We start from the raw sequence: 11364 nt of genomic DNA, 5'->3' as shown, positions 1-11364 counted from the left end.
GCGCGGCGGCGTTTACGCTTTAGGAAATGAACGCTTACTTGATCGCGCCGACTTCCTTGTAATACTTGGCGGCACCCGGATGGAACGGCACGCCGATATCCTCGGCCATATCCTTCACGGTCACCTTGGCCATCGCCTTGTTCACCGCCACCAGGTCGGCGAGGTTGGTCGCCATGGCCTTGGTGATGGTGTAAACGACATCCGCCGGCAGCTTGCACGACGCGACAAAATGCGCCGAATAGGCAATCACCGGCACATCCTTGTCCTGCTTCGGATAGGTGTTGGCCGGAATCACGCCCTTCACATAGCCAGCGTTGATCTTCTTCATCGCCGCCACGCTGGCATCGTTTACCGGCACCAGTGTGATGTCGCGGGCAGTGGCCAGATCCATGATCGACGCCGCCGGAATGGTGGTGCCGAGGGTGAAGATCTGCGCATGGCCATCCTTGAGCAGGGCGGCGGCATCGTTGTAGCTGGCCATGTAATTGACCTTGCTCATGGCCGCATAGCTGAGACCATGGGCCTTGAGGATATCGGCGGAAATCGCCTCGGCGGTGTTGCCCTTGGTCTGCACCGCGATGGCCTTGCCCTTCATGTCCTCAACCTTGCCGATCTTGGCATCGGCAAGAGCGACGACCTGGAAATACTGCGGATAGAGATTGGCGATCTGGCAGACGTTGGTTGCCTTCTTGTCGAAAGGCGGGTTGCCGTTGATCGCATCCACGGTGGAGATCGAGTTGCCAAAGCCGAAATCGGCCTTGCTTTCCTCGATGCCTTTCACATTGGCGATACCGGCGCCGGGCAGGGTCTGAATATTCGAGCCGGCAACCGCCTTTTCGAACATCGCCTTGAAGGTGCCGCCCATCGGCACCCAGACGCCACCCTGCGGGCCGGTCATCAGCTTGTAGGTTTGTGCGCTGGCATCGCCGGCACCACAAGCGGCGGCAAATGCAAGACCAATAGCGGCGCAAGCGCCGAGACGGCGGGTAATCATGTGGCGTTCCTCCGAGTTTATTTTTGTAGGCGAGAGTGTGCGGCAGCGCGCCGCGCCGCGTCAAGCCAAGATCACCATCTGATATATGAGTTTTATCCGAACAGATCAGGCTGGCGCGGCAGCGGCGGCGCGATGCGGCGGCGCAAATCGGCATCGCTTTCGAGATGGCCGTCGCCATGGATGTGTTGCACTGCGGCACCGCGCGCCAGCAGGGCCGGCGTCACCAGATGCGCACGATGGCAATGCGCCGGATCGCGCTCGGCGCACATCATCACCACGGGCTGTTGCGCCGCCAGTTCCAGCAGCGTTTCGATGCCTGCCGAAAAAACCGGCAAGGGCGCGCGCGGCTTGCCGCCCAGGGCTTCACCAAGCCAGCGATAGGCGATGCCGGCCTCAGGCAGGCTCTGCTGCAACGCGGTGCGGCCGAAATGCGGCAGATAGCGCGACGCCGGCTGCGAGCGGATATCGGCAAGCAACTGGATGCCATGCTGGCGCAGCAGCGCGACCAGATGGTCGGTATCGCGGTTGGAATGGCCGATGCTGTAGACCGTGACGCTCACGCGGCTCCCTCTTCTTGCCAGGCCAGTCTGCGCGCATGGCGGCGGATATCAAGCGGCCAGGCCCGGCTCTCGGCATCGAAGCGGGCACGGTCGTCGGCGAACAGCGCGCGCGCTGCTTCCTCGAAGCCCGGCCGGTCGCCCGCCATGGCGCTCATGAAACGGTAGGCGGCTTCGCGCCGCGCCCGCGCCTCGCCTGCTCCGCTCTCTTCCGCTTTGCGTGCCTGGTCGATCAGCCGTCGCAGCGCCTGGCTGGCGCCGCCGGGCTGTGTGCTGAGCCAATCCCAATGGCGCGGCAACAGGGTGATCTCGCGCGCCACCACGCCAAGCTTCGGCCTGCCGCGCCCGCGTGTCTCGGCAGGGATCAGGCGAGCGACAATCTCGGCATCGCTGCCGCGCAGGTCGAGATCAATCACCGCGCCATTGCGGTCATCGAATACCAGCACCGGCAGGACGGGATCGGCGGCGAGCGCCGCTTTCACCGCCAGGGCGATATCAGGCAGGGGACCGGCAGCCAGCAGGCGGTCGGCGGCGAAGGCGGTACATAGGATCGGGTCGGTCATGGGGATTATTTACCCGGATAAAATTCTTGCGTCAATATTACCCGGGTGATATATCGCCAACCCGATGAGGAGCGAGTTATGAATAACGAGCAGAAGAAAGCGGCCACCGCCGCCTACAAGGAACGCAAGACCGAGGCCGGCATCTTCGCCATTACCTGCCTGGCGAATGGCCAATGCTGGGTTGGCAGCGCGCCCGACCTGGCAAAAATCCAGAACCGCATCTGGTTCGCATTGCGACACGGCAGTCACCGCCACGGCAGCCTGCAGGCCGCCTGGTCGGCGCATGGGCCGGACGCCTTCCGCTTCGAAGCCTTGGAAGCGCTGGAGGAAGAGGAGCTCGGTTTCGTGCGCGAACGGCTGCTGAAAGAGAAGCGCGGCGCCTGGTGCGCGCGGCTGGGTGCCGAAGTCTTGTGATCGAAATCACAGTTACCCAGGGGTAACCACAGCAGGATTCGACGGTGTTCAGCCGTTTGATTATACAGTGCTCTATCGGTGAAAATCGGACTTGTCCCCCGAAGGCGGAAACATGAAGCGTGCGGTGAAGATCGGCCTGTGGCTTGTGGTGCTGGCGGGCGTTGCCGGCGGCGGCCTCTATGTGCTGAAAAGCAGACAGGGCGCCAATGCCGTGGCGACTGCGGCACAGACCCCGGCAGCAGCACCGCGTTTCGAGGGCATCGAATTCTCGCCGGCCGATCTCAGTGAAGCGAAGCGCGCCGACCTGCGCCAGAGCGTGCGGCTCTCCGGCACGGTGCAGCCGCTGGAACAGAGCAATGTGCGGGCCGAAGTCGCCGCCCTGGTGCTGGAAGTGACGGTGCGGCGCGGCGAGACGGTGAAGAAGGGCCAGTTGCTGGCCAAGCTGGATACCCGCGACCTTGCCGCCCGCCTGCGCGAGCGCGAGAGCAATCTGGCCTCGGCGCGCTCCTCACTCAGCCTGGCCGAGACCAACCGCACCAAGGCGATCCAGCTCAATCAGCGCGGCGTGAAATCGCAGACCGCCGTGGACGATGCCGAGAATGCCTACAACACCGCGCGCGCCAATGTCGCCGCCATCGAGCAGCAGCTTACCATGGCGCGCAAGGCGCTGAGCGATGCCGCGATTTATGCGCCCATCGACGGCCAAGTGGCCGACCGCAGCGCCAATCCGGGCGAACGCGTGCCGGTGGATGGCAAGCTGTTCGTGCTGGCAGACCTCACCACCATGGAGCTGGAAGCCCTGGTGCCGGCGCGCGACGTGCCGCGGCTCAAGATCGGCCAGCGCGTGGCGCTGAAGGTGGAAGGCTTCGCCGACCGCGAATTCCTCGCCCGCATCGACCGCATCAACCCCACCGCCCAGGCCGGCTCGCGCTCGATCCTGGTCTATATCCGCTTAAGCAATCCCGATCTCACCCTGCGCGGCGGCATGTTCGCCAGCGGCGAGGCAATCCTGGCGGAAGCAGCAAACGCCGTGGCGGTGCCCTATGAAGCATTGCGCCGCGATGCCGCTGGCACACACCTGTTCGTGCTGGCCGATAACCGCGTGGTGAAGCGCAAGGTCGAGGTCGGCCTGACCGAGACCGTGCAGGGCCTGGTGCAGATCACTCAAGGATTGCAGCCCGGTGAAACCGTGATCTCGGCGCCGGGCTTGAAACTCTCCGACGGCCTGGCTGCCCGCGTCGCGGGGCGCTGACCTCTATGTGGCTCACCCGCGTCAGCATCAACAACCCGGTCTTCGCCAGCATGATGATGCTGTCGCTGCTGGTGGTTGGCCTGTTCTCCTATTCGCGCCTCGGCGTCGATCAATTCCCGGAAGTCGAATTTCCCATCGTGCTGGTGAATACCAGCTATCCCGGCGCCACGCCGGAATCGGTGGAAAGCGAAGTGACGCGGCCGATCGAGGAAGCCGTGAACACCATCAGCGGCATGCGCTCGCTCACCTCGCGGTCGCTGGAAGGCCGTTCCAGCGTGGTGATCGAGTTCGAACTGACCATAGACCCGGTGCGCGCGGTGCAGGATGTGCGCGAGAAGGTGGCTTTGGTGGCGCCGCAATTCCGCCGCGAGATCAAGGATCCCGAAATCAGCCGCTTCAGCCCGGACAATCAGCCCATCGCCTCCATCGCGGTGCGCTCGGAACGCCGTGGGTTACGCGAACTCACCACGCTGACCGATCAGGTGATCATCAAGCGGCTGCAGATCGCGCGCGGCGTCGGCCAAGCCTATATCGTCGGCGGCGTGAAGCGGCGCATCAACGTGATGCCGGACCCGGAGAAGATGCTGGCCCAGGGCATCGGCATGGACCAGTTGATGAGCGTGCTGCGGGCCGAGAACCAGCAGCTTCCCGTGGGCACGCTGACCCGGGCGCAGCAGGAATTCGTGGTGCAGATCGAGGGCCGGGTGCAGGATCCGGCGAAATTCGCCGACCTGATCGTGGCGCGGCGCGGCAGCGCGCCGGTTTACTTGCGCGACATCGCCACCGTGGAGGATGGCGAGGAAGACGACACATCGGTGGCGATGCTGAATGGCGAGCGTATGCTGGCCATCGACTTCCTGAAGGTGCAGGGCGCCAACACCATCCAGGTGATCGACAACCTGCGCCAACTGGTCAAGGAACTCGAGCCATCGCTGCCGCCCGATGTGAAGCTGGAATTCGTCAAGGACACCTCGCGCGGCATCCGCGTATCCGTGGACAGCGTGCGCCGCACCCTGATCGAGGGCGGCGTGCTGACCGTGATCATCGTGTTCCTGTTCCTGAATTCCTGGCGCAGCACCATCATCACCGGCCTCACCCTGCCGATTGCCGTGATCGGTACCCTGGCGGCCGTCTATGCCGCCGGCTTCACGCTCAACAAGCTGACCCTGATGGCCTTGTCGCTGGCGGTTGGCATCCTGATCGACGACGCCATCGTGGTGCGCGAGAACATCACCCGGCATGTGGCGATGGGCAAATCGCACCGCCGCGCTTCCCTGGAGGGCACCGAGGAAATCGGCCTCGCCGTGCTCGCCACCACCTTCTCCATCGTCGCGGTATTCCTGCCCGTCGCCTTCATGGGCGGTATTATTGGCCGCTTCTTCCTGCAATTCGGCATCACCGTGGTGGTGGCGGTGCTGATCTCGCTGTTCGTCAGCTTCACCCTCGATCCGATGCTCTCGAGCGTGTGGCATGATCCGGACTCCCTGCCCAACGCCAAGCGCGGCCCCATCGGCCGCCTGGTTGGCCTGGTCGACAAGGGCATGGAGAAACTCGGCCGCGTCTATCACCGCCTGCTCGGCTGGAGCCTGCGCTGGCGCTGGCTGGTGCTGGTGCTCGCGCTGGCCAGTTTCATCGGCTGCTTCAGCCTGGCCAAGCGCATCGGCACGGAGTTTGTGCCTGATGCCGATCTTTCCGAAATCCTGGTGGAAGTGACGGTGCAGCCCGGCGCCTCGCTCGACTATATGGAAGCCAAGCTGCGCCAGGTGCAGGATGCGCTGAAGGAATTCCCGGAAGTGCGCTACAGCTATGGCGCCGCCAATGCCGGCCTGCTGGCGCGCAAGAATGTCGGCACCATCTATGTGCGCTTCGTCGACCTCAAGGACCGCACGCGCACGCCGGCGGAACTGGCGCAGCCGATGCGTCAGCGCCTGTGGCAGATCGCCGGCATCGACAATATCAATATCGGCCAGCCGAATATCGGCGGCGGCCTGAACAAGACCATCCAGATCAGCCTGCAGGGCCGCGATATCGCCGAACTCGACCGGCTCTCACGCGAAGCGATGGCGCTGATCCGCGACGTGCCGGGCCTGGTCGACCTGGAATCGAGCCTGAAGGCGAACAAGCCGACCGTGGCGCTGACCATCGACCGCCAGTTGGCCGCCGATCTCGGTGTCGGCCTCGGCTCGATTGCCGCGACCTTGCGGCCTTTGCTGGCCGGCGACGAGGCCGGCACCTGGAAGGCGCCGGATGACGAGGATTACGACGTGTTCGTGCGCCTGCCGCGCAGCGACCGCGCCGGCCTGCCCGATCTCGACCGCCTCTATGTCGCCTCCAGCCAGACCAATGCCGATGGCAGCCCGAAGATGGTCGCTCTGTCGCAGGTGGCGGATATCGCGCCATCTGCCGGCTCGACCCAGATCAACCGCCGCGACCTCAACCGCGAAGTGCTGCTATCCGCCTCTTCCTCGGGCCGCCCGGTGGGTGAAGTCAGCCGCGACATCCAGGCACGGCTGAGCGGCCTGCACCTGCCGCCAGGCTACCGCTTCTGGTTCGGTGGTTCCTCCAAGGACATGAACGAAAGCGCCGGCTTCGCCGCCGCCGCCTTGCTGCTGGCAGTGGTGTTCATCTACCTGATCCTGGCTTCGCAATTCGCCAGCTTCCTGCAGCCCTTCGCGATCATGAGTTCGCTACCGCTCTCCCTGATCGGCGTGCTGATCGGCCTCTATGCCTGGGGTTCCACCTTCAACATCTTCTCGGTGATCGGCTTCATCATGCTGATGGGCCTGGTGACCAAGAACGCCATCCTGCTGATCGACTTCGCCAATCAGGCGCGCGCGGCCGGCAAGCCGCGCACCGAAGCCCTGCAGGAAGCCGGCGAAATCCGCCTGCGCCCGATCATCATGACCACCCTGGCAATGATCTTCGGCATGATACCGCTGGCGCTGGCGCTCGGCGAAGGTGCCAAGCAAAGCTCGGCGATGGCGCATGCGGTGATTGGCGGCCTGATCTCCTCCACCCTGCTGACCTTGCTGGTGGTGCCGGTGATCTACAGCTATCTGGATGATTTCGGCAGCTTCGTGAAGCGTTTCCTGCCGAAAGCCCCAGATGATGACCATGCCGCCGAGAAGCAGCCGGCAGAGTAATCTTCGGCAGCCCGGAAATCAGTAAGTCTGATCGACGCGGCCCTGGCGCGGCTCAGCCTGCTTCAAGGCGTTGTATTTCGCGTAGGCCGCGTTGGCGCGTTCGAGGAAATCGGCGGGCACGGTCTGCATGCCGGGGTTTGCCGAGGCATTGACCGGCTGCGCCTGCTGCTGCGGTTGCGGCGCCGGCACCGAGCCGGCATAGGCGGTGCCCTTGGTGACGCCGAATTTCTGCGTGATGTTGTTGGACGTGATTGGCTGGGCGCCGACGCCGCGCGTCACCACACCGCCCTGCTGGGTATCGACCGAGTACCATTTGCGGCCATCATCGCCCCGGCTGGCGGGGGCTGACGGCAGATTCTGCTGCTGCGGCTGGGCCTGATCGGCCGGCAGCGGCGCGGCAAGATTGTTCATCACCACCGGGCTGTAGGGAATGGTGGCGGCTTCCGCCACGGTGCGCGGCCCGGTATCGCGCGTGGCGGCTTCTCGCTCGCCCGAGGCGCGGGCACGCAACTGCGCCACATTCTGCGGCGCCGGATTCTGCGATACTAGGGCATTGGCGGTCGGCGCGTTGACAGCTAACGGACCGTTTGCTGTTCCAACCCAGGCCTGGGTCTCCGCCATTGTTTCTGGCGGCGGCCCATTCTGGGCCAGGCCGATGGTGCTGTCGCGTCCGGTACCATCGTCGATGCCGATGGCGGCGAGCGCATGACTGCCGATATCCTTGCCGGTTTCCTCGTCGATGATGCCGTTGACCACCGAAGCGGCAAGCCCGAGCGGACCGCCGAACAGGGCGCCACCGATCAGGCGCGGACCGTTCTCGATCGTGTCGCCTGTCACCGCGCGGTAGATGGTGTTCACCACCGGGATATGCTGCAGCGGATTGATGATGTCGAGGAAGGACGAGAAGGTGAAGCCTTCCGGCCCGAACAGGCCGCGATGCTGCTTGCCGTCGGCCACCGCTTGGGAGTCATCCAGCGCATTCTGCGCCTTGGTTGCACCCGCCTTCGACCCGGCAGCACCCGACGCCGGCGTGGTGGCTTTCTGCCACGGCGACACGCCCAGCGTCATGTTCTCCGAACTGTCTATGAAGGCGGCAACCATTGCTCTTCCCCTCGCTTTCGCGGTTAACCAAAGCAAGCGCAATGCCAGTTTTCAAAATGTATATAATTCAATACTTTAGACGAATGTGGCGGAGCGGCGGGCAGATTCTGCCGGGTGGAGACTGCAGCGCTTGCCTAACGGCCCATTAAATATGTTATATTATAACATAACTATAATTGATCGAGCCATCCATGCCAGACACCGTCAGCCCCGCCGCCGATACCCGCCTGCCCGTCACCGTCCTGTCCGGCTTCCTCGGCGCCGGCAAAACCACGCTGCTTAATCATGTGCTGTCGAACCGCGAGGGCCGACGGGTGGCGGTGATCGTGAATGATATGAGCGAGGTGAATATCGACGCGGCTTTGATCCGCGATGGCGGCGCCGGCCTCAGCCACACCGAGGAAAAGCTGGTGGAGCTGAGCAATGGCTGCATCTGCTGCACCCTGCGCGACGACCTGCTGGCAGAAGTGAAGCGCCTGGCAGGCGAGAATCGCTTTGACTACCTGCTGATCGAAAGCACCGGCATCGCCGAACCGATGCCGGTGGCTGCAACATTCGATTTCCGCGACGAAGCCGGCTTTTCGCTTAGTGATCTGGCGCGGCTGGACACGCTGGTGACCATGGTCGACGCCTTCAACTTCAGCCGCGACTATGCTTCCACGGACTTCCTGCATCAGCGTGGCGCCAGTGCCGGCGAGGGCGACGAGCGCACCGTGGTCGACCTGCTGCTGGAGCAGATCGAGTTCGCCGATGTGATCGTGCTGAACAAAGCGGACTTGGTGACATCGGCACAGCTTGGTTTCCTGGAAGGACTGATCCGGCGCTTCAATCCCGATGCCGATATACGCCATGCCGAGCATGGCCGCGTACCGCTCGAGGCCCTGCTGAATACCCGCCGCTATGATGCCGAACGTGCCGGCCGCCTGCCCGGCTGGCAACAAGCGCTGTTGGGATTACATAACCCGGAAACCGAGGAATACGGCATCCGCAGCTTCGTCTATCGCGCCCATCGCCCGTTTCATCCCGAGCGGCTGTATCACTGGCTCAACAGCGAATGGCCAAATGTATGGCGCTCGAAGGGCTTCTTCTGGCTGGCCAGCCGCATGGCCTTTGTCGGCACCTGGTCGCAGGCCGGAGCGGTGACCCGGCATGAAAAAGGCGGCCTCTGGTGGGCCCAGGTGCCGCGCGAGGATTGGCCGGATCATCCGGATTGGCAGGCCGGCATGCAGCAGGTGTGGCGCGAGCCGTTTGGCGACCGGCGCCAGGAAATCGTGCTGATCGGCGCCGGCATGGATGAAGCCGCCTTGCGCCGAGGCTTCGATGCCTGCCTGCTGACGCCGGCCGAAATGCAACTGGGGCCTCGCGGCTGGAAATTCCTGTGGGACCCTTTCCCGACCTGGCGGCAGGCCAAGGCCGCATGAATATGCCGGCGTTGCGCAGGATGGTGCCGGCTGCCGCAGTGTGGCGGCCACAATCCAACATCGCCATCTGGCGCCGTGATTTATCGCCTTGTCTGTTCAGCGCGGCGCGGCATCTCGCGGCAGAAGCCGAGGATGGCCTGCAATTCTGGGTCCGTCGCGATGAGCCGTCACAACAGGCGACGCTGCAGGCATTTGCCGCCCCAGGCTGGCAGCCACAGCCAATGCGGAATGCCGGCACCGGCTTGCAGTTGCTGATGGCCGATATCGCCACCTTGATCGACTGGTTCCGGCGCCAGAGCCGCGCGCCGCGGCTGCATGTCGGGCTGGCTCCCGTGCGCGGCAATGCCTGCCGCTTCTATCACACCGACATGGTGGGGCAGCGGCTGCTATGCAGCTATGCCGGTCCTGGCACCGAATGGCTACCGGATGACAAGGTCAACCGGTCCGCCTTGGGCCGTGGCGACAATGCCGCCGTGCTGCGCGATCCCGACGCCGTGGCGAGCCTGCAGCCCGGCTGGGCCGCATTGCTGCGCGGCGAGCGTGACCCGGCCTGGAATGGCCGCGGCGTGGTACATCGCTCGCCACCCTATCGGCCAGGCCATGAGCGCCTGGTGCTGACCATAGATGAGCCAGGACGGCATCTGCACGGCTGATGGATACGGCGCCTATTTACAGATAATGCCCTGAGCGCTTCTTCTTGGTCGCCAGGTAGGCTTCGTTATGGCTGTTGGCGGGGAATTTGTGCGGCACCCGCTCGGCCACTTCGATACCGGCGGCAGACAGGCCATCCACCTTCTCGGGGTTGTTGGTCAGCAGCCGCACGCTGGAAAAGCCGAGCAGCTTGAGCATGCGGGCGGCGGGCAGGAACCAGCGTTCGTCAGCGGCATAGCCGATGCGCAGGTTGGCCTCCACGGTGTCGAAGCCCTCGTCCTGGAGCTGGTAGGCGCGCAACTTGTTGACCAGGCCGATGCCACGGCCTTCCTGTGCCATGTAGAGCAGGACACCGCCGCCGGACTCGCGGATGGTGCGCACGGCGCCGCGCAACTGCTCGCCGCAATCGCAGCGCAGGCTGCCAAGCAGGTCGCCGGTGAAGCATTCCGAATGCAGCCGCGCCAGCACCGGCTGGCCGGGATCGGGCCGGCCGATCACCAGGGCGAAATGTTCCGGCCCGCCATCAGCGGCACGGAAGGCATAAAGCCGTGCATCCTCGGCATCGGCCACCGGCAGCCGCGCCTGGCTCACCGGTTTCAGGCTTTCCGCCGCCGCCTGGTCATAGGCGGTGATGGCTTCGGCCTGCACCCGCACCAGAAGATCGGACAGCACAGCCTCGCCCAGCGGGATCAGCACGGCGGCGGGCAGCAGGTAGGCCACCTTGGCCAGCTTGATCGCAGCAGCGGCTGCCGGCGGCGGTGCCCCGCGCAATCGCTGATAAGGCCCGCGCAAGGGCGCCGCCAGGTCGCGGCTGGCATCGGCGAGGTCGCGGATCAGGCTGGCACGTTCAGGGACTGGCACCGGCAATTCGGCCAACGGCAGCAGCAGGGTGTCATGCCCGTTGGGCAGGATATGCAGCACGGCGGCGCGCTGCGCAGTGAGCGCCAGGGCCGCCTCGGCGGCGCCGGCGCCCGCCAGGGCAAGCGCCTGGGCCAGCGCCATCTCGCTCAGGGTTTCGGCGGCCAGCGCCAGGTAATTGCCCGTCGCCGATTGCAGCAGCACGGCCCGGCCACGACGCCATTCATGGGCGGCGCGGTCGGTGCTGACGGCGATGGTTTCAGCATCGAGAGGCATGGCAACCCTTTACGCCCCCAGGCTTCTGCCTGCAAGCCGCTCCCCGGTCCTCCCCTGGGGAAAGCCGTGCGGATTCCTGCCTTGTGAAGCCGGGCGGCGAGGCGCAGACTGCCGGAAGTTAAGGAGGATTCGCG

At 64.7% G+C, this 11364-nt stretch carries 10 protein-coding genes; 5 read left to right on the top strand and 5 right to left on the bottom strand.

Annotation, left to right across the window (positions count from 1 at the left end; genetic code table 11):
• Positions 1-34 precede the first annotated feature (34 nt).
• From V6B08_RS08855 to V6B08_RS08845, 3 genes are all read right to left on the bottom strand, one after another.
• Complete coding sequence (locus V6B08_RS08855; RefSeq protein WP_341979782.1) at positions 35-994, bottom strand: TAXI family TRAP transporter solute-binding subunit; 960 nt, start codon at positions 992-994, stop codon at positions 35-37.
• 92 nt (positions 995-1086) lie between these two features.
• Positions 1087-1554 carry a DUF488 domain-containing protein gene (locus V6B08_RS08850; protein WP_341979780.1) on the bottom strand — a complete coding sequence of 156 codons (468 nt, stop codon included), beginning with the start codon at positions 1552-1554 and terminating at the stop codon, positions 1087-1089.
• A complete protein-coding gene (locus V6B08_RS08845) occupies positions 1551-2114 on the bottom strand; it encodes a DUF2239 family protein (protein WP_341979778.1) in 564 nt (187 codons plus the stop codon). Before V6B08_RS08845 ends, V6B08_RS08850 begins: the two co-directional genes overlap by 4 nt.
• A 78-nt stretch (positions 2115-2192) precedes the next feature.
• On the opposite strand from V6B08_RS08845, the gene V6B08_RS08840 reads away from it, so the two are divergent.
• The 3 genes from V6B08_RS08840 to V6B08_RS08830 all read left to right on the top strand — a co-directional run bounded on the left by V6B08_RS08840 (position 2193) and on the right by V6B08_RS08830 (position 6923).
• Positions 2193-2528 (top strand): GIY-YIG nuclease family protein, encoded by a 336-nt coding sequence (locus V6B08_RS08840; protein ID WP_341979775.1) that lies wholly within the window; start codon positions 2193-2195, stop codon positions 2526-2528.
• A gap of 112 nt (positions 2529-2640) precedes the next feature.
• On the top strand, positions 2641-3780 hold the full coding sequence (locus V6B08_RS08835) for an efflux RND transporter periplasmic adaptor subunit (RefSeq protein WP_341979773.1): 1140 nt from the start codon (positions 2641-2643) through the stop codon (positions 3778-3780).
• 5 nt (positions 3781-3785) lie between these two features.
• Positions 3786-6923 carry an efflux RND transporter permease subunit gene (locus V6B08_RS08830; RefSeq protein ID WP_341979771.1) on the top strand — a complete coding sequence of 1046 codons (3138 nt, stop codon included), beginning with the start codon at positions 3786-3788 and terminating at the stop codon, positions 6921-6923.
• Between the two features lie 18 nt (positions 6924-6941).
• Here the strand turns inward: V6B08_RS08830 and V6B08_RS08825 are convergent, their stop codons facing one another.
• Positions 6942-8024, bottom strand: a complete 1083-nt coding sequence (locus V6B08_RS08825) for a hypothetical protein (protein WP_341979769.1) — start codon at positions 8022-8024, stop codon at positions 6942-6944.
• Positions 8025-8215: 191 nt separating this feature from the next.
• Between V6B08_RS08825 and zigA the strand changes: the two genes are divergently transcribed.
• The gene (gene zigA / locus V6B08_RS08820; RefSeq protein WP_341979767.1) at positions 8216-9445 is read left to right on the top strand and encodes a zinc metallochaperone GTPase ZigA; all 1230 of its coding nucleotides are present in this window, start codon (positions 8216-8218) and stop codon (positions 9443-9445) included.
• The gene (locus V6B08_RS08815; RefSeq protein ID WP_341979765.1) at positions 9442-10098 is read left to right on the top strand and encodes a DUF1826 domain-containing protein; all 657 of its coding nucleotides are present in this window, start codon (positions 9442-9444) and stop codon (positions 10096-10098) included. The genes zigA and V6B08_RS08815 overlap by 4 nt, the downstream gene beginning before the upstream one ends.
• Before the next feature lie 16 nt (positions 10099-10114).
• Here the strand turns inward: V6B08_RS08815 and ribA are convergent, their stop codons facing one another.
• The gene (gene ribA / locus V6B08_RS08810) at positions 10115-11230 is read right to left on the bottom strand and encodes a GTP cyclohydrolase II (RefSeq protein ID WP_341979763.1); all 1116 of its coding nucleotides are present in this window, start codon (positions 11228-11230) and stop codon (positions 10115-10117) included.
• Between the last annotated feature and the right edge of the window lie 134 nt (positions 11231-11364).

This window comes from Ferrovibrio sp. MS7 (assembly GCF_038404985.1).
Taxonomy (GTDB): Bacteria; Pseudomonadota; Alphaproteobacteria; order Ferrovibrionales; family Ferrovibrionaceae; genus Ferrovibrio; species Ferrovibrio plantarum.
This window is presented reverse-complemented; position numbering and strand designations above follow the sequence as displayed.

Bases quoted from the DNA above. Each gene is read 5' to 3' on its own strand.
- V6B08_RS08855 (WP_341979782.1), bottom strand. From the start codon at position 994: ATGATTACCCGCCGTCTCGGCGCTTGCGCCGCTATTGGTCTTGCATTT.
- V6B08_RS08840 (WP_341979775.1), top strand. From the start codon at position 2,193: ATGAATAACGAGCAGAAGAAAGCGGCCACCGCCGCCTACAAGGAACGC.
- zigA (WP_341979767.1), top strand. From the start codon at position 8,216: ATGCCAGACACCGTCAGCCCCGCCGCCGATACCCGCCTGCCCGTCACC.
- V6B08_RS08835 (WP_341979773.1), top strand. From the start codon at position 2,641: ATGAAGCGTGCGGTGAAGATCGGCCTGTGGCTTGTGGTGCTGGCGGGC.
- V6B08_RS08845 (WP_341979778.1), bottom strand. From the start codon at position 2,114: ATGACCGACCCGATCCTATGTACCGCCTTCGCCGCCGACCGCCTGCTG.
- ribA (WP_341979763.1), bottom strand. From the start codon at position 11,230: ATGCCTCTCGATGCTGAAACCATCGCCGTCAGCACCGACCGCGCCGCC.
- V6B08_RS08830 (WP_341979771.1), top strand. From the start codon at position 3,786: ATGTGGCTCACCCGCGTCAGCATCAACAACCCGGTCTTCGCCAGCATG.
- V6B08_RS08815 (WP_341979765.1), top strand. From the start codon at position 9,442: ATGAATATGCCGGCGTTGCGCAGGATGGTGCCGGCTGCCGCAGTGTGG.
- V6B08_RS08825 (WP_341979769.1), bottom strand. From the start codon at position 8,024: ATGGTTGCCGCCTTCATAGACAGTTCGGAGAACATGACGCTGGGCGTG.